This window comes from Streptomyces sp. NPDC004284, from assembly GCF_042874035.1.
Lineage (GTDB): Bacteria > Actinomycetota > Actinomycetes > Streptomycetales > Streptomycetaceae > Streptomyces.
The window spans coordinates 686,387-708,155 of record NZ_JBIAMJ010000002.1; the positions used below are offsets into that span (position 1 = coordinate 686,387).

Annotated in this window: 15 protein-coding genes and 1 riboswitch; of the genes, 8 read left to right on the forward strand and 7 right to left on the reverse strand. The window is 74.4% G+C overall.

The window, feature by feature from the left end; all coding sequences use genetic code 11:
• Window positions 1-2: 2 nt before the first annotated feature.
• Both ACFYUS_RS08270 and ACFYUS_RS08275 read right to left on the reverse strand, forming a co-directional pair.
• Window positions 3-872: an amidohydrolase family protein gene (locus ACFYUS_RS08270; RefSeq protein ID WP_388847772.1), complete on the reverse strand. Its 870-nt coding sequence runs from the start codon at window positions 870-872 to the stop codon at window positions 3-5.
• Between the two features lie 23 nt (window positions 873-895).
• Window positions 896-1,807, reverse strand: a complete 912-nt coding sequence (locus ACFYUS_RS08275) for an SDR family NAD(P)-dependent oxidoreductase (protein WP_388847181.1) — start codon at window positions 1,805-1,807, stop codon at window positions 896-898.
• Between the two features lie 156 nt (window positions 1,808-1,963).
• Between ACFYUS_RS08275 and ACFYUS_RS08280 the strand changes: the two genes are divergently transcribed.
• The 5 genes from ACFYUS_RS08280 (at window position 1,964) to ACFYUS_RS08300 (ending at window position 7,637) form a co-directional block, all read left to right on the forward strand.
• Window positions 1,964-2,818 carry a PaaX family transcriptional regulator C-terminal domain-containing protein gene (locus ACFYUS_RS08280; RefSeq protein WP_388847183.1) on the forward strand — a complete coding sequence of 285 codons (855 nt, stop codon included), beginning with the start codon at window positions 1,964-1,966 and terminating at the stop codon, window positions 2,816-2,818.
• Window positions 2,819-3,126: 308 nt separating this feature from the next.
• On the forward strand, window positions 3,127-4,518 hold the full coding sequence (locus ACFYUS_RS08285; protein ID WP_388847185.1) for an NAD(P)/FAD-dependent oxidoreductase: 1,392 nt from the start codon (window positions 3,127-3,129) through the stop codon (window positions 4,516-4,518).
• Window positions 4,519-4,608: 90 nt separating this feature from the next.
• Complete coding sequence (locus ACFYUS_RS08290; RefSeq protein WP_388847187.1) at window positions 4,609-5,874, forward strand: MFS transporter; 1,266 nt, start codon at window positions 4,609-4,611, stop codon at window positions 5,872-5,874.
• Window positions 5,875-5,985: 111 nt separating this feature from the next.
• On the forward strand, window positions 5,986-6,324 hold the full coding sequence (locus tag ACFYUS_RS08295; RefSeq protein ID WP_388847189.1) for a hypothetical protein: 339 nt from the start codon (window positions 5,986-5,988) through the stop codon (window positions 6,322-6,324).
• Entirely contained in the window at window positions 6,321-7,637 is a 1,317-nt protein-coding gene (locus tag ACFYUS_RS08300) for a carboxylesterase/lipase family protein (protein ID WP_388847191.1), read from the forward strand. Before ACFYUS_RS08295 ends, ACFYUS_RS08300 begins: the two co-directional genes overlap by 4 nt.
• A 63-nt stretch (window positions 7,638-7,700) precedes the next feature.
• Here the strand turns inward: ACFYUS_RS08300 and ACFYUS_RS08305 are convergent, their stop codons facing one another.
• Entirely contained in the window at window positions 7,701-9,038 is a 1,338-nt protein-coding gene (locus ACFYUS_RS08305) for a hypothetical protein (protein ID WP_388847193.1), read from the reverse strand.
• A 62-nt stretch (window positions 9,039-9,100) separates the two neighbouring features.
• Window positions 9,101-12,784 (reverse strand): choice-of-anchor D domain-containing protein, encoded by a 3,684-nt coding sequence (locus ACFYUS_RS08310; RefSeq protein WP_388847195.1) that lies wholly within the window; start codon window positions 12,782-12,784, stop codon window positions 9,101-9,103.
• A gap of 564 nt (window positions 12,785-13,348) precedes the next feature.
• Here ACFYUS_RS08310 and ACFYUS_RS08315 point away from each other — a divergent pair.
• Entirely contained in the window at window positions 13,349-14,767 is a 1,419-nt protein-coding gene (locus ACFYUS_RS08315) for a chondroitinase-B domain-containing protein (protein ID WP_388847197.1), read from the forward strand.
• 121 nt (window positions 14,768-14,888) lie between these two features.
• Here the strand turns inward: ACFYUS_RS08315 and ACFYUS_RS08320 are convergent, their stop codons facing one another.
• Window positions 14,889-15,512 (reverse strand): GPP34 family phosphoprotein, encoded by a 624-nt coding sequence (locus ACFYUS_RS08320; RefSeq protein ID WP_388847199.1) that lies wholly within the window; start codon window positions 15,510-15,512, stop codon window positions 14,889-14,891.
• A 141-nt stretch (window positions 15,513-15,653) separates the two neighbouring features.
• Between ACFYUS_RS08320 and ACFYUS_RS08325 the strand changes: the two genes are divergently transcribed.
• Both ACFYUS_RS08325 and ACFYUS_RS08330 read left to right on the forward strand, forming a co-directional pair.
• Entirely contained in the window at window positions 15,654-16,553 is a 900-nt protein-coding gene (locus ACFYUS_RS08325) for a hypothetical protein (RefSeq protein ID WP_388847201.1), read from the forward strand.
• 41 nt (window positions 16,554-16,594) lie between these two features.
• Entirely contained in the window at window positions 16,595-20,455 is a 3,861-nt protein-coding gene (locus ACFYUS_RS08330) for a hypothetical protein (protein ID WP_388847203.1), read from the forward strand.
• Between the two features lie 65 nt (window positions 20,456-20,520).
• Here the strand turns inward: ACFYUS_RS08330 and ACFYUS_RS08335 are convergent, their stop codons facing one another.
• Together ACFYUS_RS08335 and ACFYUS_RS08340 are read right to left on the reverse strand one after the other, a co-directional pair.
• On the reverse strand, window positions 20,521-21,342 hold the full coding sequence (locus tag ACFYUS_RS08335) for a CbtA family protein (RefSeq protein ID WP_388847205.1): 822 nt from the start codon (window positions 21,340-21,342) through the stop codon (window positions 20,521-20,523).
• A 14-nt stretch (window positions 21,343-21,356) separates the two neighbouring features.
• Entirely contained in the window at window positions 21,357-21,584 is a 228-nt protein-coding gene (locus tag ACFYUS_RS08340; RefSeq protein ID WP_388847207.1) for a CbtB-domain containing protein, read from the reverse strand.
• 59 nt (window positions 21,585-21,643) lie between these two features.
• Window positions 21,644-21,724: riboswitch (cobalamin riboswitch) on the reverse strand.
• Window positions 21,725-21,769: the final 45 nt, after the last annotated feature.

A 21,769-nucleotide genomic window follows, 5' to 3' on the forward strand; every position in this document is an offset into this window, starting at 1 on the left:
CCTCAGCGTCCGGTGAGACCGAGCAGCGCGGCCGCGTTCTCCTTGAGGATCTTCGGACGGACCTCGTCCTTGATCGGGAGCTCCGCGAAGTCCGCCAGCCAGCGGTCCGGGGCGAGCAGCGGGAAGTCGGAGCCGAACAGCACCTTGTCCTTCAGGAGGCTGTTGGCGTACCGGACCAGCTGCGGCGGAAAGTACTTCGGCGACCAGCCCGACAGGTCGATGTACACCTGCGGCTTGTGGGTGGCCACCGCGAGCGCCTCGTCCTGCCAGGGGAAGGACGGGTGGGCGAGGACGATCCTCATCCCCGGGAAGTCCGCGGCGACGTCGTCCACGTCCATCGGGTTCGAGTACTTCAGCCGGATGCCCCCGCCGCCGGGAGCGCCCGCGCCGATGCCCGTCTGCCCGGTGTGGAAGACGGCGATCGCGCCGGCCTCCTCGATCGCCTCGTACAGCGGGTAGGCCATCCGGTCGTTGGGGTGGAAGGCCTGGATGTTCGGGTGGAACTTGAAGCCCCTGACCCCGAACTCCTCGACGAGCCGCCGGATCTGACGGACCGCCGCCTTCCCCTTGTACGGGTCGACGCCGGCGAACGGGATGATCACGTCCGGGTTCTTCAGCGCGGCCTCGGCGATCTCCTCGTTCGGCACCGGCGGGGTGCCGGTCGCCGACTCCGCGTCCACCGTGAACACCACGCAGGCCATCTGTCGCTCACGGTAGTACGTGGCGATCTCCGGCAGCGTGGGGTGGCGGTGCTCCGCCTTGAAGTACGCGCCCGCGGCGGCGTCGAGCTCGGCGGAGAGCGACGCCCCGCCCTTCTCGGACACCTCGGCGTGGGTGTGCATGTCGATGGCGACGAGCGCGTCCAGGTTCATCGAGGACGCCGGGACGTCGCCGCTCACAGCTGCGGCGCCGGGATGCCGAAGGTCTCGGGGGTGCGGCCGACGGTCACCGGCCAGGCGGCCGCGATCGCCTCGGCGCTCCAGCCGCCGTCGGCGTACGCCACCGACACCTCCTGCGGGTGCGACCACAGGGAGAGCTTGTCGCCGCCGATGCCGACGCACTGGCCGGTGACCCCGGCGGCGGCGTCCGAGGCGAGGAAGGTCACCAGACCGGCGACGTCCTCGGGCGTGCCGAAGCCCTCGCCCTTGCGCAGGCTGTCGGGGAACGCGATGCCGTCCTTCTCCAGGGCCTCGACGTGCGGGGCGAAGACGGGGATCGTCTTGGTCATGGCGGTCGCGGCGACCGGGATGACGGCGTTCGCCGTGATGCCGGCCTTCGCCAGCTCCATGCCCCAGGTGCGCACCATGGCGGCGATCCCGGCCTTGGCGGCGGCGTAGTTGGTCTGCCCGAAGTTGCCGCGCTGTCCGGCGGGGGAGCCGGCGACGACGATCCTGCCGCCCTCGCCCTGGGCGCGCATCCGCTCGACGGCGGCGCGGACGCAGGTGAAGGTGCCGCGCAGGTGCACCTCGACGACGGTGTCGAAGTCCTCGTCCGTCATCTTCCACAGCACCCGGTCCCGCAGGACGCCGGCGTTGGTGACCATGACGTCGAGCCGGCCGTACGTGTCGACGGCGCGGGCGACGAGGGCCTCGGCGGCCTCGGCGGAGCCGACCGGGACCACCTCGGCGACGGCCTGTCCGCCGTCGGCGGCGATCAGGCGCACGGCCTCGACGGCGGCGTCGGTGTCGACGTCGTTGATCACCACGGAGGCGCCGGCGGCGGCCAGCGAGCGGGCGTAGGCGAGGCCGAGTCCGCGGCCGCTGCCGGTGACGACGGCGACCTTGCCGGAGAGATCCACATGAGTCATGAACGGGGGTCCTTTCCCGTGAACACGGCGTGGGGCGCGGGGGATCGCGACCGGTCGCACACCGTCGAGCGAACAAGTTAGGCATTCTTTTGTCGGCCGTCAATGAATTGCCGAATGTCGGGTACGGGTTCCCGGAACCCGCCCTACGCTGTCCCCGTGACACAGCCCGCCCCGACCGCCGAGACCGGACCTCCCGCCGAGCCCGGCGCTCCGCCCCGCCCCCAGTCCCTGATGCTGACCTTCTTCGGCATCCACGTCCTCGGCACCGGGACAGCCCTGTCCTCGGCGAGCGTGATCGACGCCTTCGCCCGCGTGGACGTCGGCGAGGACGCCGTCCGCTCCACGCTGACCCGCATGGTCGCCCGCGGACTGCTCGCGCGGCACCGGCGCGGCCGCCGGATGTACTTCTCGCTCACGCCCCGCGCCGCGGAGGTCCTCACCGACGGGCAGGAGCGGATCCACCGCACCGGCGCCGTCAACCGCGACTGGGACGGCACCTGGACCCTGGTCGGCTTCTCGCTGCCCGAATCCTGGCGCCGGGAACGCCACGACCTGCGCTCGCGGCTCGTGTGGGCGGGCTTCGGCCCGCTGCAGAGCGGCCTCTGGGCGGCCCCCGGGCGGGTGGACGTCGCCCCCCTCGCGGCCGAGCTCGGGCTCGGGGACCGTATCAGGGCCTTCCACGGCGAGGCCGCCGCGCCCACCGAGGCGGGCCCCCTGCTCCGCGCCGCCTTCGACATCGACGCGATCGCCGAGGGCTACCGAGCCTTCCTGGCCCGCTGGGACACCGCCGCCCCCGCCGAGGCGCACGACGACCTGGGCCGGCTCCTCCTCCTCCACACCGACTGGCTCGACCTGGTCCGCCGCGACCCCCACCTGCCCGCCGAGCACCTGCCCGCCGACTGGCCCGCCGAGTCCGCCGAAACGCTCTTCCGCGCACTCTCCAGCCGCTTCGAGCCGGGCGCCCGGCGCATCGCGGAGGAGATCCTCGACCGCTGGGAGCCGGAGGTGTGACGGCGGGGGCGGCCGGGGCGGGGCTCCGGTGCGGCGGGGCGACTCCGGTGCGGCCGGAGCGGCCGGAGCGGTCGGTTCGACCAGGGTGACTCCTGTGTGACCAGGGCGACTTCGGTGCGGTCGGCGTGCCCGGTGTGACCGGTGCGGCTCCCCGGCCCGGGGGCGTCACCTGCGGGCGTCCCGCGGCCGCGCCCCGGTGGGCGCGCTTATGTCAACACCATTGACCTTGTTGCGCGCGGCGGAGTCTCATGGCGGCACTTCGGAGATTCCCGGCGCCCGGGCGTCTCCGCGACCCCGAAGGAACCCCCATGGACCACCTCAGCTCGCTCCGGGACGTCGACCACACTCCGTTCTGGCTCGACGACCCCCGCCGGCCGCAGGCCGCCCCCGCCCTCGTCGGCGGCACCACCTGCGACCTCCTCGTGGTCGGCGGCGGCTACACCGGCCTGTGGACCGCCCTCATCGCCAAGGAGCGCGACCCCTCCGCCGACGTCGTGCTCGTCGAGGCCGAAGAGGTCGGCGGCGCCGCCTCCGGTCGCAACGGCGGATTCTGCGAGGCCAGCCTCACCCACGGCCTGGCCAACGGCATCGAGCGCTGGCCCGACGAGATCGGCCGACTGGAACGCCTCGGCCGCGAGAACCTCCAGGCCATCGAGGACGCCATCGAGCGCCACGGCATCGACTGCGAGTGGGAGCGCACGGGCTCCCTCGTCGTCGCCACCGAGCGCTACCAGCTCGCGGGCCTCGCGGAAGAGGCCGAGGCCGCCGCCCGCCACGGAGGCGAGCACCTCCTGCTCGACGCCGACGCCGTCCGCGCGGAGATCGACTCCCCGACCTTCCTCGGCGGCCTGTGGAACAAGAACGACGTGGCCATGGTCAACCCCGCCCGCCTCGCCTGGGGTCTCAAGCAGGCCTGCCTCGACCTCGGCGTCCGGATCCACGAGCACACCCCCGCGACCTCGCTCGACGAGCACGGCGCGGTCGTGAGCGTCGGCACCCCCTACGGCCGGATCACCGCCCGCCGCGTCGCCCTCGCCACCAACGCCTACCCCTCCCTGCTCCGGCGCCACCGCCCGTACACCGTGCCCGTGTACGACTACGCGCTGATGACCGAGCCGCTCAGCGAGGAGCAGCTCGCCTCCGTCGGCTGGAGCCGCCGCCAGGGCTTCGCGGACTGCGCCAACCAGTTCCACTACGTCCGGCTGTCCGCCGACAACCGCATCCTCTGGGGCGGGTACGACGCCGTCTACCACGGTGGTCCCGTCCGTGCCGAGCACGACCGCCGGCCCGAGACGTACGCGACGCTCGCCGAGCACTTCTTCACGACCTTCCCGCAGCTGGAAGGGCTTCGGTTCAGTCACGCCTGGGGCGGGGCCATTGACACCAGCACCCGTTTCTGCGTTTTCTTTGACACGAGTCACCACGGCAAGGTCGCCTACGCCGCCGGCTACACCGGCCTCGGTGTCGGCGCCACCCGTTTCGGTGCCGACGTGCTGCTCGACCTGCTCGCGGGCGAGTACACCGAGCGCACCCGCCTGGAACTCGTACGCCGCAAGCCGCTGCCCTTCCCGCCCGAGCCCGTCCGCTCGATCGGCATCAACATCACCAAGTGGTCCATGGCGCGCGCGGACCTGAACGAAGGACGCCGCAACCTCTGGCTGCGCACCCTCGACCGCTTCGGTCTCGGCTTCGACAGCTGACCGGCCCACCGCGCCTCACGCACCACCCCCCGCTCACGCATGACCCGCCGCACGGCCCGCCTCCCGGGGCCGCGGCCGAGGAGACCCGACATGAACGCATCCGAAGTCCGGCCGGCCGCCCCGGCGGCGACGGAGCCGCAGGCCGCCGCCCCGGCCGCCCGCCGAGGCGACCTGTTCCGTCTGATGCCCATGCTCACGGTGGCCAACGCCGCCATGTTCATGCTGTACATGGGCATCGGCGCGGTCCTCCTGCCCGTCCAGGTCGAACTGATCGACCCGGCGAACAAGGTCGCCAACTTCGGTCTCGTCTCCGGCGTCGCCGCGATCTTCGCGACCCTCTTCAACCCGATGGCCGGACTCCTCTCCGACCGCTCGGGACGGCGCAACCCCTGGATCCTGTGCGGCGGTCTGGGGGCCCTCGGCGCGCTGGCGCTCCTCGGCGCCGCCCGCACGGTCCTCCTGGTCACCATCGGCTGGTGTCTCGTCCAGGCGATGATGAACATCTACCAGGCCGCCCTCACCGCCGTCGTCCCCGACCGCGTCCCCGTCGAGCGCCGGGGCCTCGCCTCGGCGATGGTCGGCATCGGCACCCCCATCGGCTCCGCCGTCGGCATCTCCACCGCCGCCCTGTTCGTCCCCTCCGACATCTCCTTCGGCTACCTCGTGATGGGCGCGGTGATCGCCGGCGCGGCCGTCCTCTTCACCGCCGTCGTCCGGGAGCGCAAGCGGCCGAGGACGGAACCGGTGCCGCTGCGCAAGCAGCTGGCCGCCTTCGCGGACACCATGAGGTCGGCCGACTTCCGCTGGGTCTTCATCGGCCGCTTCCTGATGATGCTCGGCTTCTTCTCCGTCTCGCTCTTCCAGATGTACATCCTCCAGGACCACATCAAGCTCCCCGAGGGGCTCGACGCCAACGAGGCCGTCGCCTTCCTCGCCCCGATCGACGCCGGCACCACCCTGCTCGCCACCGTCCTCGGCGGAGTGCTCTCCGACCGCATCGGCCGCCGCAAGCCCCTGGTCGGCATGTCCTGTGCCCTCTCCGGCCTCGCGATGCTCGTGCCGGTCGTCATGCCGGACTGGACCGGCATGCTGGTCTTCACCGTCGTCGCGGGCCTCGCCTTCGGCTGCTACATGGCCGTGGACACCGCCCTCGTCACCCTGGTCCTGCCCAGCGCCGACGACGCGGCCCGCGACATGGGCGTCCTCAACATCGCCAACGCCGGCCCGCAGATCCTCGCCCCGCTCCTGGCCTCCCTGCTCGTCGGCGCGGTCGGCTACGACGGGCTGTACGTCACGGCAGCCCTCATCACCCTGGTCGGCGCGGCGGCGGTCATCCCGATCAAGTCGGTGCGCTGAGGCGCGGTACACCCCTTCCCGGACTCGCGGTCCCACCGGAGCCGCGACGCCGGGCGGCGCGACCTGACCGAGCGCCGCCCGGCACCCCTCCCCACCGAAGGGAACACGCACATGCCGCCGAGGACGTCGACCACGCGAAGACTCGGACCCGCGGCCGTGGGGGCCGTCCTGCCCGCCGGCTACCAGGACGACTGCGCCCAGGCGCCCTCCGGCGGCGCGGTGTACGGCGTCTGCCTGGCCGACGGCCCCTGCACCGGGAACTCCCCGTCCGCGACCCCGGCCGACACCGTCAAGCTCGCCCTGCGCGCCGGCCTGAAGGCCAAGGCCGGCCGGAACCAGGCCCCCGACCTGGTGCTGACCGGCATCAACTCCGCCCCGACGTCTCCGCCGCCAGTACGTCCAACACGACGCCCCGCGACACTGACCCCCCATCAGGAGCCCCTCTCATGACCGAGCCCCTCGTCACCACCCTCCGAGGCCCCGTCCGCGGCGAGCGCCGCGCGGACGGGAGTCTGCGTTTCCTGGGCATTCCGTACGCGCAGCCGCCGGTGGGTGAGCTGCGGTTCGCGGCGCCGGTGCCGCCGGAGGCGTGGGCGGAGCCGTGGGACGCGACGGCGTACGGGCCGACGGCCCAGCGTCGTCCGTTCGCGGACGTCACGACGATTCCGGAGCCGTCGGTCCCGGGGGAGGGGGTGTTGAACCTGAACGTGTTCACGCCGGAGGCCGATCCGCGGGCGGGTCTGCCGGTGCTGGTGTGGATCCACGGTGGTGGGTACGTGGCGGGGTCGGCGGCGAGTCCGTGGTACGACGGGGCCGCGTTCAACCGGGACGGTGTCGTGCTGGTCTCGGTCGGTTACCGGCTGGGTGTCGAGGGGTTCCTGCACCTGGAGGACGCTCCGGACAACCGGGGCGTGCGGGACTGGGTCGCGGCCCTGGAGTGGGTGCGGGACAACATCGCGGCCTTCGGCGGGGATCCGGCCAAGGTGACCGTCGCCGGTCAGTCGGCGGGCGGCGGCGCGGTGCAGACCCTGCTGGCCGTCCCGTCGGCGCGGGGTCTGTTCCGGGGTGCGATATCCGTCTCCGGCGCCGTCATGCGACCCCAGGGCAGGGACCTGGCCGAGGCGGTGGCGGCGCTCTTCACCTCCCGCACCGGCGTCCCGGCCACCGCCGCCGCCCTGCGCGACCTGACCGACGACGAACTCCTCGACCTCCAGGACCACCTGGACGTGGACGGTCCCGGCCGCGACGAGCTGCCGATGGTCGTCCTCGCCCCCTTCGCCGACGGCGAGCTCGTGCCGGAACCGGTGCACGAGGCGCTCGTCGACGGTCTGGCCGGAGCGGACGTCCCGCTCATGCTCGGCCACACCGCCCACGAGTTCGACATGGTCGAGCCCCGTGAACTGGGGGCCGCGATGACCGAGGCCATGTTCCGGGAGCCCGTCATGGAGATCGCCGAGGCCCGCGCCTGGGCCGGCCGCCCGACCTGGCTCTACCGCTTCGACTGGGAGGCGACCGCCCCCGGCTACGAGGGCCTGGCCCACCACTGCGTGGACGTCCCCTTCGCCTTCGACCTCCTCGACGCCCCCGGCGTCCCCGAGGCCCTCGGCGACAACCCGCCCCAGGCCCTCGCCGACGCCGTCCACGAGGCCTGGGTCCGCTTCGTCCGCGACCTCGACCCCGGCGAGTCCTGGCCGCGCCACACCTCCGACACCCGCGCGATGCGCGTCTGGACCACGGAACCCACCGTCGTCCACGGCGGCTGACCCCGCCGGCCCTTCGCCGGTTCCCCGCCCCTCCGGACCGGAGGGGCGGGGGACGGAACACCCTCAGGGATGTGTGAAGACCCCGACCATGCGGGTGTCCGGGTTGCTGCTCATCCCGACGATCGCCCCGCCGTCGGCACGGTTCACGCGCGCGTGCGCGCCCGCGTAGCCGTCGTCGGTGAGGAAGAGGCCCAGCGCCGCGATCCAGTCGTCCACGGTCCCGGTCACCGGGTCGTGGACGGGCTCGGGGCGGGGCACGACCCGCTCCTGCGCCACGTAGCCGCCGCGCTCGACCGCGAGGTCCAGCGCCTTCCCCCACTCGGCGTCGGTGTGCTCCCAGCCGACGAACGTGTCCAGGCCTCCGTACCCGGCCCCGGGCTTGAGGATGAGCCGCTCCCGCCGCTCCCGGCAGAGCTCGACCAGCTCGGCGGGACCGGAGGCGCGCAGGGTGCGGCTCCACGGCAGGACCCGCTCGATCAGAGCCCGCTCGCCGGCGTCGAAGGCGTCGCTCCGGAGCGGGTCGGAGAGCAGGGCGAGGGCGCTCTTGTGGGAGTAGAGGCCGCTCTCCAGGGACGTGAACAGCACGGTCCTGCCCGCCTCGTGGGCACGGAAGAAGGGCTCCGCCGCCTCCGGGCCCTCCGGGTCGTCGAGCAGCTGGCTCGCCGCGAAGTTCCGCAGCACCAGATCGAGCGGGGTGCCGTCCAGGGTGAGTTTTCCGTCGGCACGCGCGCGTACGGCGCCGATCTCGCCGATCCTCAGGTCGAGGCCCTGCTCGGCCATCGCCTCCTGGGTGGCGCGCATCAGCCGTCCGTACGGGGCGACACCGCCGCGCCCCTCGATCAGCCCGATCACCGGTTCCGCGGAGCCGGACAGGGCGGGACGGGCCCGGTCGCGCAGGACGGCTGCCATCCGCGCGGCGATGTCCACATGGCCGAGGCCGTGCTCGCGCGCGAAGCCGGCGAACTCGGGGACCCGCAGCAGCGACTGGTTGAAGACGTCCATGTCGAGGCCGCCGACCTCGCTGCCGAGGTTGAACTCCAGCAGCTTGAACGCGGTGCCGTCGTGGTACGCGTCGGCGCGGCCCAGCTTGGCGGGGACGCCCGACCCGGCCCGGCGGAGCAGCGCCACCAGCGCCGGTTCGAGCCCGATCTCCGCCGCGTACCGCTCGACGTCCCCGTCGAAGAGCCGCTCCGGCAGCGAGAGCAGGAGGTCGAACAGCCCCTCCAGGTCCCGGGCGAACGCGGCCGTCTCCTCGGCGCACAAGAACCAGGGCCGGGGTAGCAGGTGCGGACGCCAGGCCTCCTCGAAGGCGGGAGGCAGCTCGGCCCGTGCGACGGCCGTCGCGAGCCCGCCGTCCCCGCGCAGGCACGCGTCCACGTAGATCCGGCTCAGTTCGGTCATCGGTATCGCTCGCTTCAGTCGGAAGGGACCGGGCACGTGCTTCGAAGGGTGGGCGGAGGACCTCAGTACCCGATCCGTACTCCCGTGACGACTTGACGGTCCGTCAGTCCGCCGGTGGCGGCGGAGAATCCGACCAGGACGTTCCTGGGGAGCGTCACCGCCGCGTCGATGATCCGGGTGCCGTCGACCAGGACGACGAGACGGCCGGCGGCGGTCATGCTGACGTCGATCACATGGCTGCCCGTACGGAGCGCGGGCACGGCCGAGGACGTGGCCGCGTACCGGAGGGTGGTGCCCGAACCGCCGGTGGCGACGCCCACGAAGTTCGACGCCGGGTCCCCGGTGTTGCGGTGCGTGTCCAGGGTGACCGCCGCTCCCGCCAGACCGCTGAAGCCGAGGCCGCCGCCCCCGCCGCCGAGGGCGGTGGGGGTCGCGCGGGTCGCGTCGAGCAGCAGCAGCGCGAGCCCGTCGCCCCCGGTGCCGCCCGAGAGGGTGGCGGTGAAGCGGGCCCGCAGCCGGGCGGAGGGCACGGCGGTGGCCTGGATCGCCGAGCCCTTCAGGTACGGCTGGGCCGGGGTCAGGACGAGGCTCGTGCCCGACAGCGCCGCGCTGCCGTTGTACTTCCAGCCGTTGGGGCCCGGCGGCGGTACGGCGTACGAGGCGGCGGTGATCGACGCGCCCCGCACGGCGTGGATGTCGGTCGCGCCGCCCGTCCCGCCGGTGAAGGCGAGCAGCGCGGTCGGGGTGAGCGAGGCGACCGTGGTCCGCAGCCGCTGCGTGCCGTCCACGGAGACGGTGACGGTCTTGCCGGCGACCGCGACGGAGACGGTGTGGGTCCCCGACCGCAGGACGGGCACGCTCGACGTCGTCGACGCGTAGGCGAGGGCCGAGCCGGAGCCCCCGGTGGCGATGCCGACGAAGTTGGCCGACGGATCGCCCGCGTTCCGCACGGTGTCGAAGGCGACGGCCACGCCCGGGAGTCCCACGTAGCCGAGGCCGCCGCCGACGCCGCCGAGCGCCGAAGGCGTGGTCCTCGCCGGGTCGAGGAGCGAGAACGTGAGGCCGTCGCCGCCGGTGCCGCCGCCGATCACCGTCGTGAACGAGGCCTTGAGCCCGTCGGTCAGCACCGGCACGGGCCAGACCGCCGAACCCCGCTGGGAGGGGCTCGCCTGGGTCACCTGGAGGTCGTTCCCGGAGATCCGGGCGGAGCCGTTCAGCTTCCAGCCGCCCGCGCCGGGCGTGGGGACGGTGACCGTGCCCCCGGCGACCCCCGACCCGGTCAGCGTCTCGACGTGCGGACCGCTCCCGTCGTCGGCGGTCAGCTCGTACGCGGCCGACGCCGTGCCGACGGCCGTGGGGGAGAAGGTGACGGCCTGGTGGACGACGTCCTCCGGGCCGAGGACCTGGCCCTCGCTGATCGGATTGGTGACGTGGAAGGGAGCCGCCGGAGGCTTCGCCTTGGTGAGGGTGAGGGGGATGTTGCCGGTGTTGCTGATGTCGAAGGTCTTCGTCACGGACTCGCCGACCTTCACCTGCCCGAAGCCCGTCGAGGTGGGCGTGATGGTGAGCTGCGCCCGGCCGGTCACGGCGGTGGCGCTCAGGGCGACGGACGCCGTGCCGTGCGTCCCGGTGACGGCGAGCGTCCCGGTGTGCTGCCCCGCGGCGGTCGGCGCGTACGCCACCTGCACGGTGACGGACCGCCTCGGCGGGACGACCGTGCCGGCGGCCGGCGCGTCGGACGCGGTGAACGGGCTGCCGGGCGGCGACACCGAGGAGATCGTCTCGTCGGCCGTCCCCGTGTTGGTGAACGTCACGCCGAGCGCCTTCCGCGTCGTCGTGGGCACCGTGCCGAAGTCGAGCGCGGCCGGGGACGCGAGGAGGCCGGGCCGGGTCCCGTACCCGGTGAGGCCGAGCGCGCTGTCGCCCAGGTCGGTGGTGAAGGTCAGGGCCGAGGTGTCCGGACCGGGGCCGGAGGGCGAGAACGACACCTGGGCGGTGTGGGTCTGCCCCGCCCGCAGCGTCCGGGGCAGCCCCGTGGAGGACGCCGAGAACGCGCCGCCCGCCGGCGTGCGCACCCCGGTGATCGTCACGTCCCGGGTCGCCGTGACGGTGGCCGTCACCGTCCCCGTCGCCCCGACCGCGACCTCGCCGGCGTCCACCGGCCCACCCGTCAGCGCCGCGTCGGCGGGACGGCCGAAGGCCATCACGTGCCCGTCCCGCGTCCCCACGTAGATCCGCCCGCCCGCGGTGGCCGGCACCGAGAACTTCGAGGCCACGCCGATCGGAGCCGACCAGCGCAGCCGCAGCGCCCCGTTCACGGGCACCGCGTCGTACGCGCGCAGCTGCCCGTTGGCGCCGTTCGCCCCGTCCGCCGTGACGGCCCACACCAGCGCCGAACCCGGATTCGTCCCCGTGGACGTCACCACCGGCGAGCCCGACGTGTAGCCGAAGGCCTGAGCGCTGCTGCCCGTGTTGGTGAGCCCCGGCAGTCCCGAGCCGGTGAGCCCGTACGCGAACGCCCGCAGCGGACCCCGGCTGCCGGTGGTGTACACGTAACCGCCCTGCCCGCCGTACACCGCGGGATGCCCCCAGACGCCCTCGTACGGACCGAAGGTGCCGAGCACCTTGTCGGTGCCGCCCGGGCCCTGGCTCCGCCCGCCGAGGTCGTCCCGGTTCAGCAGGAACAGCCGCCCGTCCTTGCCGATCTCGACGAGGAGCCGCGGATACCGGCTGGTCCCGAAGGCCGGCTCGGGGAGGGCCACCGGGCCGCCCGAGCCGAGGTCGGTGTCGTTCAGGTCGAGGACCGAGGCGTCGGACGGGCTGAAGAAGTCCTGCGCCGACATCGTGCCGTCGCTGTTCACCCCGAGCCGTACCACCGACTCGGCGAGCTGGCCCGGCGGCCGGTTGCCGGGACCCGGAGCGGGGGAGACCCCGTTGCCCGTCGAGAACAGGATCCGGCCGGGACCGTCGGAGACCAGACCGCCCCCGCTCATCCACACCCCCGCCATGCCGTTCGCGGAGGCGTCCTCGGTGGCCCACAGCGTCGTCTTCCGCGTCGAGGTGTTCACGCCCATGACGTAGCCGACGTACGGCCCCCGGTCGCAGTGCGAGGCGAAGGCCGCGTACACCGAACCGCCCATCAGCAGCAGCCCGGGGCGCTGGCCTGCGGTGTACGGGTTGAACGCCCGGCCCGGGTCGTTCACCGGGGCGCCCGCCACCTTCACCGGCCAGCCCGCGCGCTCGGCGCCCGTCGCCGGGTCGAGCGCGTGCACGTACCAGCCGGGATGCCGGACGTCCGGGCCGTCGTCCACCTTCGCGGTGAGGTACACGGCGTTGCTCGCCGGGTCGTACACCGGCGTCGAGGTGACCCCGATGTTCGGCACCAGGTCGCCGCAGCCGATGGCGGAGGCGGGCCAGGGCGCGCCGAGGCTCTTCGTCCAGCCGATCGCGCCGGTGGCCGCGTCGATCCCGTACACCTTGTTGTTCTCGGTGGCCGCGACCACGGTCCGGCCCACCACCAGCGGCTGGGCGTACACCTGCCCGTCGACCGCGGCGGAGAACCGCAGCCCGAAGTCCGAGCCGGACACCTGCTCGGGGGCGAGCCCCGGCTCGTCCGGGTCCCAGCCGGTGCGCAGGTCGTCGTGGGAGATCGTCGTCTGGTCGGCCTCGGACGCGGCCGCCGCGCGCGGGGCGGGGACGGCGGTCCCGCCGGCCGCCCCGCCCCACAGGCCCACCGCCAGAGACATCGTCAGGAGTCGGGCGATCGCCCTGCGTCGGCCGGCCATGTCTCCCCCATCACGTGGACGCACGGGGACGAGGACCGGGGCGCGCCGCCGGCCTCGCCGCGAACCGGCCCTCGCGCGCGTGCACCCCACCGGCCGGCTCCGCCCCCAGGTCTACCCGATCGGCGGGCGGGCCGGGGGCCGTTCGCGCAGGTCCGCCCCGCCCCCGGCGTTAGCGGAACGTGAGCGGAACGTGAGAGGCATCGAGCAGAGTGGTGCGTGTCGGCAGGCCAGGGAGGGGCGACCACCCGCCCGGCGCGCCCGCCGACGCGTTCCGAAGAGCAGACCGGAATGAGCAGGACCGAGGCGGGCGCCGTGGCGCCCGCCGTCCTGGCGGGTGCCGTCGTGGGGGCGGCACCCGCCGGGACGGGGCGACGCCGCCGGGGAGGCGGCGTCCGGAACCGGCCCCGGCGGCCGGGACCCGGCGCGGGCCGTGAGGGACCGCACCGGGCCCCGGCCGCCTCGGCGTCCGGAGCTTCCTGGTCGCGGGACACGGAACGACCACTTCCCCATCCACCAGGAGGCATCATGCGACGACGTACCTTCCTCAAGGGCTCCCTGCTGGGCGCGGCGGCCGCCGCCGTCCCGCTCGACACCCTGCTCGCCACCGGCGCCTCGGCGGCCGAACCGGCACCGGTCACCTCCCTGAGCGCGCTGCAGAGCGCGATCGACCGCGCGGTGCCCGGCGACCGGATCGTCGTCGCCGACGGCACGTACACCGTCCCCTCCGGCGGCGCGATCGACCTCTCGGGGCGCAGCGGCATCACGATCGTCTCCCAGAGCCGCGGCGGCGCCGTCCTGAACGGCCCGCGCAGCTTCCTCCTCGACGGCGCGAGCTCCATCACCATCAGCGGCTTCGCGCTGCGGCAGAGCGGCACCCTCACGATCCCGGCCGACAGCACCGGCATCCGTCTGACCCGCAACGACATCCGGTTCGCCGACGTGGACGGCCTCGACTGGGTCCTCGTGGAGGGCAACGACGCCAAGATCGACCGGAACCACTTCCACGACCGCACCACCCAGGGCATCTTCCTCGTCGTCGACGGCCCCGGCACCACCGCCATCGCCCAGCGCCTCCAGGTCTTCAAGAACCACTTCTCCGGCCACGCGTACACGGGCTCCAACGGCGGCGAGTCGATCCGGCTCGGCGTCAGCAGCCGGGCGCTGTCCACGGCCGACGCGATCGTGGAGTACAACCTCTTCGAGCGCTGCAACGGAGACCCCGAGGCCATCTCGGTGAAGTCCTCCGGCAACACGATCCGGTACAACACGCTCCGCGACAGCCAGGGCGGCATCGTGCTGCGCCACGGCAACCACTCCACCGTCGAGGGCAACTGGCTGCTCGGCGGCAAGGAGGGCATCCGCCTGTACGGCAACGACCACCTGGTCGTGAACAACCACCTCGCCGGCCTCACCGGCCGCGCCCTCGTCATCGGCAGCGGCACCACGCGCGACCACCACGACGGCGAGACCACCGAGGAGCGGCGCGGCAACGACGCCTGCGACCGCGCGGTGATCGTCCACAACACGCTGCGCGCCAACAAGAGTTCCCTCTCGGGCGAGACCCGCACCTACGAGCCGAGCGACGTGGTCGTCGCCGACAACCTCATCGTCGGGGACAGCGGCAGCCTCGTCGCGATGGGCGCGACCACCGGCTTCCTCTGGCAGGGCAACATCCTCTGGGGCGCGGCCGCCGACGGCACCCTCCCCAACGCCGGCTACACCCGCGTCGACCCCCGCCTGGCGCAGTCCTCCGACGGCGTCTTCCGGCTCACGGCGGGCAGCCCCGCGATCGGCGCGGCGACGCTGAGCAGCGTCTCGGTCCCCGAGGACATCGACGGCCACGCCCGCGGCACCGCCCGCGACATCGGCTCCGACGAGTACACGACCCTGGCCCCGGTCCGCCGCCCTCTCACCTCCACGGACGTCGGCCCGAACGCCTCCTGACGCCGCGTCCCCTCCGCCGTCCTCCCCCTCCGGCCGGGACGCGGCCGGAGGGGACGGACGCGAGGACCGGCTCGTGACGGTCAGCTCGTGATGGTCACGATCGTGGCCGCCATGACGGCGATCATGGCGGCCTGCACGTCGCGGATGGCGCGGCGGACGTCCTCCGCCGCCCACTGTCCGTGGCGATGCCGTCCAGGCGCGGGGCGATCTCCTTGAGGGGGACGCCCGGGAAGGCGAGGCGGTGGAGCTTCGCCCCGTGGATCAGGGCGATGAGACCCGTGGTACGGGCGTCGGGCTCGGCGCCGTCGAGGACCACCGCCCGCAGCCTGTCCCCGAGTTCGCGCTCGGCGGCGCCGTCCGCCTCCGGGTGGAGGGTGACGGGCAGGACGCCCAGGACCCTGTGCCGCTCCTCGCGGACGAGGCCCCGCGCGCACAGGCTCTCGATGGCGGCCTCCAGCGCCTTGCCCCGGTCCCTGGTCAGCCACTCGGTGACCTCGGGAGCACTGCTCTTCCGGGCCGTCCACTCGGCGATCTGCCGCAGCCGCTCGTCGAGGAGCGGCACCTCGGTCGGCGTCCGGTCCGCCACCCTCAGGCGCCCCGCCTCGACGGCCACGCGCCCGGCCAGGGCGAGATCGAGGAGGATGCTCCCGGCGACGGCCCACGCTGCGGACGGCCGTTCCCTCGGCGCCCCGGACTCGTCGTCCAGCGACAGCAGCGTGATCTCTTCCGCGAGCGTGATCGCCACCCCGTGCTCCTCGCCTTCGACCGACTCGGGCGCAGGCGCGTTCTCCCCGCTGACCCGGCACCCTCCCTTCGGAGGGACGAACGGGGGGCTCCGGGTTCCGGGCGGGCGGCGGTGTCAGTGGGGCGTGCGACGATCCACGGCATGATCGTCTCGCCGGATGCCCTGTTGCCCACCGCCGGTACGCACGTGTCGACCACGTACGCCGACTGGGTCGCCGCCCACGACCCGGGGGCGGTCGAGAGCGCGCGTGCGCTGGTCCAGGACATGGGGGCCGAGCTCAACCGGTCCTGGACCAAGCCCGGCGCGTTCGTCGACGCCATGGCCCGGCGGGCGCGGCAGCTGCCGCCGGCGCATCTGCCCTGGTTCTGGGACACCGTGGGCCACCGGCTGATCGGTTACGGAAGCAGGCCGGGCGGGCGGGCCTACGCGGCGGCGCGCGCCGCCGAGGCCCAGCACGGACTGCCCGTGGACCCCGCCTACCGCCGGGCCAACGGGCTGCTGTTCGCCCAGGGCGGGGCCATGCCCGCCAAGGAGTTCGGCGCCCACCAGCGGTTCCTCGCCGAGACGTCGGACCCGGCGGCGGCCCACACCGCCCTGGAGGCGTTCCTCACCGCCTGGGCCGCCTCGCCCGCCGACCTGCCCGCCGATCTGGTGCGCCGGGTACGGGCCTCCGCCAAGAAGGCCGGGCTCGGCGACGCGGAGGTCGCCCGGCTCGTGGGCGCGATCCTCTCGGTCACCCGGAAGAAGGCCGTGCCGGACGCCCTGCTGACGGCGGCCGAACCGGTCCTGACGGCCCATCCGCCGACGGACGCGATCGCGGCCGGCCTCGTGGAGGTCTTCCCCGACGGCGTCACCGACGGAGGCGCGTGGCTGCGGCTGCTGATCGGCTCCGGTGCGACCGGGGCGATGGAGGACGGACGGGTCGTACCGGAGGGCGGACTGCACCACTGGCTCGGCACCTTCGTCCGCATGTACCAGTACGCCCTCCAGTCCGGCGGCGGCGTCGCGAGGCAGCGCTCCCGGCGGAACTCCTCGACCTGATAGGCCGGTTGGGGCCGCGCCTGCGGGCCGAGGCCGCACCGGTGACCCTGCACACCACCCGCCACCACTACCAGGGCTTCGACGCGGACGTCCTCGACGCCTGCCTGGCGGCCGGGGTCGCCGTCGCCGACCCGGGCCCGGACGTCCGGATGCGCTTCTGGGGCGAGAAGTCCCGCCGCGACCTCGCCGCGCTCGCCGCCGACCCCGTCTTCGGCCCCCGCCTGGAAGGGACCGTGCACGCCGACCTGCTGCCCAGCTGGCCCATGGCGCGCGGGCGGCAGCCCGGCTCCGCGGTGACGCTGCTCCCGGGCAACGAGGGCATCGCCCACGAGGTGGCCGGACGGGTCGGCAAGCTCGTCGACATCGTCGGGGGCGGCGGCATGGCGGGCGCCGAGGAGTCCGTGGCCGAGCTGGAGACCCTCCTCGACCGGCCGACCGTGACCGCGCTCGGCGGCATCGCCGACGCCCTCGGCGCGACGAGCGCGGCGGGCGCCCTGCACCGCTCGCTCACGGCCGGACTTCCCGAGGAACTGGCCTGGCCGGCGCTCGAGTCGGTGTACGCGGAGTTCGCGGCGGAAGCCGAGGGCGAGGACGGACCCGTCCCGGGGGTCTCCGGCGTCGCCGGAGTGACCTGCACCTGGCCCGTGCTCACCGTCTTCGGGGCCGACCGGGCGGTCGCCGTCGACCCGGACGGGGTGCGGGCCTCCTGCCGGTTCACGGTGCCGGAGGACGCGACGATGTACGCCGTCCACCACGTCGGCGGATCCTTCCTCGTGAGCTGGACGGTCACACCGGATCCCTACTTCTGCGACACCGCGTGCTGGGCGGACCGGCCCGAGGAGCCGTTCACGCCCGACGAGCAGAGCGGACTGGTGCCGTTCGGCGGGAAGCTGGACGGGGCCTACGGCTTCCAGTTCGAGACCGCCGACGGGGGAGGACGGCACGGCGGCCTGCGCGCGCTGCGGCCCGGCGGCACGGAGGGCATCGACGGGAACGAACTGCAACTCGGCGACGGCTCCCGCGTCTGGACCAACGGCGTGTACCGGCGGCGCCCTTGGGAGGCGGTGGACCCGGTCACCGGCGAGCCGCGGGGCGGCGCCGAGGTGCCCGACTTCCCCGGCCGCCCCGCGAGCACCGACCCGGCGACGGAACCGTCCGAGGAGGGCATGGCCCTCGCCCAGGAGGCCCTCCACCTCGCGCCGCTGCCCGCCGGCCTGCCCGACTCCCCGCTCGGCAGCAGGGACGGTCTCGTCGGGACCCGGATCCTGTTCCGCACCCCGCACCGCGACCCCGCGCCCGACCATTATTTGGTGCAGAGCGTCGACGGGCGCACCGCCCGCTTCGACGTCGACCGGCAGGGGCAGAAGCCCTGGGCGCTGTGGGCGCCGCCGGAGGGCGCCCCGGAGGACGTGGTCCTCGCCGAGGCCGAGACCCGGACGGGCGTGCGCGCGTACACCGCCGACGGCGTCCTGCTGTGGGAACTGGACGGGCACCACTCGCCCCGGAACCCCCGGGTGCAGCCGGCCCGCCGCGCCACCGCCTCCGGCGGCGTGGCCCTGCCCCCGGCCTTCTGGTACCTGCTGCGGACCCGGGACGCGGCCGGATCCCGGGCACTGCGGACGATGAGCGGGGAGACGGCGGACGCCCTGCTGACGGCGGCGTCCGGGGGGACGGCGGTGAGCGAAGGGACGGCCGTTCCCGACCACGCGGACGCTTCCGGCCGTTCGGCGGCGTCCGACGCCACGGCGGCGCTCCGGGCGGTCGTGGCACGGGAGTTGCCGGACGTCACCGACCCCGTCCTGGTCGAGGCCGTGGTCGCCGTGGCGGAGCGGGCCGCCCGGGTGGAGGAGCGGCGGCGCGCCCTGCACCGGCGGGTCACCCTGCTCGCCGAGGCGCCGCCCGTGCGGCTCCGCCGGTCCGCGCCGGACACCGCACTCGTCCCGGCGCTCTTCGGCCTCGTCGACACCGGCGGGGCCGACCAGTGGCGGCGGACCCCCGACGTGGCCCTGCCGGCGACGCTGACCGCGCTCGCCGCCGACGGCGCCTGCCTGGCCGGGACGCTCGTCGAGGAGGTGCGCCGGCTGTCGCCGCCGGCCCCGCCGCACGACTGGTCGCAGCTCCTCGGCGCGATCGACGCCGCCGCCTGGCGGGCGGCGGTCGCACCGACCCCCGACGCCGACCGGGCCGCTCTCCTCGCGCTCCTGGACACCTGGGCCGAGCAGCCGTTCGCCCGCGCGGGCAGCCGCTGGTGGGCGGGGCGGACGTCGGGCCCCGGGTTCGTCGACGTCATGCGCGCGGACGGCACGGTCATCGCGTCCGCCGGCGTACGGGACGGCGGCGCGGAGTGCTGGTTCGTCGCGCCCGTCGCCGGGAACCCGCACGCCGATCCGGTCCCGGGCGTGGCCAGGGAGGCACGACACGTGCGCGTGGAGCGGGACGACGCCGAGCGGCTGCGCGCCCTCGTGGCGGCGGTCGACGCCCACGGGCCGGTCCCGGTGCCGGAGTCGGCGGCCGCGCGTTTCGCCGAACTGACGGGTGTGCGACGGTCCGTGGCCCGGCTCGTCGTCGCCGGTCTCGTCGGCCGGGCCGACCGGGAGGAGCACCGGGCCCTGATCCGCAAGGCCCCCTACAAGGCGACCCCGCTGGCGGCGGAGACGTACGAGGAGCTCCGCACCGGGCTCGGCGGCGCCGGCCGCCGGGCCGTCCTCGCCGCCGCCCTGCCCGACGACCCGGCCGAGCTGTGGCGGCCGGGCGGCGTCGAAGCGGCCGTGGAGCGCATGGCCGGAGTGTGGCGGGAGCTCCTCGGGGCGCGGCCCGCCGTGCACGACGGGACGGCCGACGGCCTGGAGGCCGACCTCGGCCTCGGCGAGGTGTGGGCCCGCCGTCTCGCCGGGGGCTACGACGCCGCCGAGGACGCGACCGTCCCGGCGGTCGGCTGGGAGCTGGCCGGGACCAGGCACGGCACGGGAGTGGAGGTCAGGGCCGTGCCGCCGGCCGGACCCGAACTGTCCTACCGCACCCCGGTGGGGCTCGCCCTGACGGACATCGCGAGCGCCCTCGTGTGGGCGTGGACCGACCGGCCCGTCGGCGATCCGGCGGTGGCCGGCGCGCAGGCCCTGTACGAACGGCTGCGCGCCGAGCTGGACCGCCCGGAACTGCTGCTCGACCTCGCGGGCGGCCGCGTCAAGGACACGTCGGAGCGGATCGCCGAGCGGTTCGGACCCCGACGGCTGCCGGTGGCCTGGCACCCGGAGAACCGGTCCGCCCCGATCAGCGCGTACGACTCGGGACCGCTCGTCGTGTGCGCCTCCGGCGGAAAGGCCTTCCTGCGCCCCGCGGCGGTCACCGACCCCGGGACGTGGCGGCAGCTCCGCGAACTCACCGACCTCGCCGAGGAACTGGACCGCGCGGCACCGTTCCTCGCCGGCGGCGGGCTCGCCCGGATGGCGGTCCGCGCCCGGTCCGGAGCCGTACCGGACGGCGCGTACGAGGCGGATCCGCGCCGCTCCTGCCCGGAGCTCGTCACCCGCGTGGCGGCGGAGCTCGGCACGGGCGCGGACGCGGCGGCCCTGTACCTCCAGCTGGCGGCCCTCGCCGCGCCCACCGACCGGAACGTACGGCGGTGGAACGGCTGGTCGACCAAGCGGCACACGGAGGTCCGGGCGGAACTCCTCGCCACCGGCACGGTCCTGGAGGCCAAGCGCGCACGGGCCGGCCGGACCCTGTTCCTGCCCGGCGACTGGACCGAACTCAAGGCCCCGCACCTGCCGCTGGAGACCGTGAAGCTGACGACCCACCTGGTGCGGCCGATGTGGGACGACCTCATCCGCTCCCCGTTCGTACGGGTGCTGCCGACGGCACCCCTCCACGAGATGTTCGAGGAGGCCTGGGACAGGCTCTGAGACCTGACGACGCCGCCCCGCCCACCTGGTGGCGGACGGGGCGGCGTCGTCGGAGCGCGTGCGGTTCAGCCGGCGGCGGGAGCCGCCGCCTGGACGTCGGCGTCGGCCGTCCGGGGGGCCAGCGCCTTCTGTGCGAGGACGCCGAAGACGATCCCGAACACGGCCCACATCACGGCCTGGATGGCGAGCGAGGCGAGCCTGAAGTCCCAGAGGAGCGCGGCCGGGAAGTCCGCGGCGACGGCGTCGGTGTTGTCCGGCAGGACGGCGAAGGCGACCGCCGTCACGACGACGAACCCGGCGCCGGCCGCCAGGGTCGCGTTCCAGTTCCCCAGGCGCGGCGCGAGCCGGCGCCCGGCGATCACGGCGGCGATCCCGAGGAGCACGCTGAGCAGGATCATCAGGAAGAACAGGGTGGTGCGCTTCCCGATGGTGTCCGGATTGCCGACGGCCGGTGGGGTCGCCGGGTACTTGAGGAACGGCACCAGGTAGACGGTGGTGAACGCGGCGGCGGCGGTGAGGGCGGCCGTCGCCCGCGGGCTGAAGCGGCCGACGCGACCCAGGGCGAAGGAGAACGCGAGGGAGGCGATGCCGCCGAGCGCCACGCCGTAGACGAGGACGCCGGTGGCGAGGCCGAAGGTCGACTGCGCGGTGCGGCTGATCCCCTCCTCTTCCTCGGCGGGCTCCGCGGCGGCCGTGCCGCCGCCGTGCCCGGCGTGTGCCCCGTGGGACGCCGGGGCCTCCCCGGCGGCGTGCGTCTCCTCCACGGCGATCGCCCCGTTCACGGGCGGCTCACCCACCGCGTAGGCCACGGCGAAGGCGAACAGCCCGGCGATCAGGCCCGCGAGCATGCCGCGGACCAGGAGGGATCTGACAGTTGAGGCGTGCATGTGCGGGGCGCCCCTCAGTGGCAGGGGAAGCCGAGCAGGTGACGGCCGTCGTGCACCCACTCGTGCACGTCGGTGCCGGAGAACACGGAGGTGGCGCCCTGCTCGGCGCCCACGAAGTACAGCGCGATCAGAGCGAGGAGCCCGACGAAGAAGGCCCAGGGCAGTACGGCGCGCACGGGCAGCGGAGCCGGAACGGCGACGGAAGGGGCGGAAACAGCAGCGGAGACGACGGCCTCGGCCATGATGAAACCTCCTGTGGGAACTCGCGTCCCAGACGGTGGTGCAGGACGACGGTCCACGGGTCTGACTCGCCGTGACGTCACCCTCGGGGGACGCCGCGGCATACAGTGGCGCGACCGTGCCGGATTCCCACCGGACTTCCGTCTCGCCGTCGTCACGCTGTTCAAATGTCGCCTGACGGTACCGC

What these genes read in the sequence shown, in the direction of transcription:
- ACFYUS_RS08270 (WP_388847772.1), bottom strand. Translation starts at nt 872, where the DNA reads ATGAACCTGGACGCGCTCGTCGCCATCGACATGCACACCCACGCCGAG.
- ACFYUS_RS08275 (WP_388847181.1), bottom strand. Translation starts at nt 1,807, where the DNA reads ATGACTCATGTGGATCTCTCCGGCAAGGTCGCCGTCGTCACCGGCAGC.
- ACFYUS_RS08285 (WP_388847185.1), top strand. Translation starts at nt 3,127, where the DNA reads ATGGACCACCTCAGCTCGCTCCGGGACGTCGACCACACTCCGTTCTGG.
- ACFYUS_RS08290 (WP_388847187.1), top strand. Translation starts at nt 4,609, where the DNA reads ATGAACGCATCCGAAGTCCGGCCGGCCGCCCCGGCGGCGACGGAGCCG.
- ACFYUS_RS08295 (WP_388847189.1), top strand. Translation starts at nt 5,986, where the DNA reads ATGCCGCCGAGGACGTCGACCACGCGAAGACTCGGACCCGCGGCCGTG.
- ACFYUS_RS08300 (WP_388847191.1), top strand. Translation starts at nt 6,321, where the DNA reads ATGACCGAGCCCCTCGTCACCACCCTCCGAGGCCCCGTCCGCGGCGAG.
- ACFYUS_RS08305 (WP_388847193.1), bottom strand. Translation starts at nt 9,038, where the DNA reads ATGACCGAACTGAGCCGGATCTACGTGGACGCGTGCCTGCGCGGGGAC.
- ACFYUS_RS08310 (WP_388847195.1), bottom strand. Translation starts at nt 12,784, where the DNA reads ATGTCTCTGGCGGTGGGCCTGTGGGGCGGGGCGGCCGGCGGGACCGCC.
- ACFYUS_RS08315 (WP_388847197.1), top strand. Translation starts at nt 13,349, where the DNA reads ATGCGACGACGTACCTTCCTCAAGGGCTCCCTGCTGGGCGCGGCGGCC.
- ACFYUS_RS08325 (WP_388847201.1), top strand. Translation starts at nt 15,654, where the DNA reads ATGATCGTCTCGCCGGATGCCCTGTTGCCCACCGCCGGTACGCACGTG.
- ACFYUS_RS08335 (WP_388847205.1), bottom strand. Translation starts at nt 21,342, where the DNA reads ATGCACGCCTCAACTGTCAGATCCCTCCTGGTCCGCGGCATGCTCGCG.
- ACFYUS_RS08340 (WP_388847207.1), bottom strand. Translation starts at nt 21,584, where the DNA reads ATGGCCGAGGCCGTCGTCTCCGCTGCTGTTTCCGCCCCTTCCGTCGCC.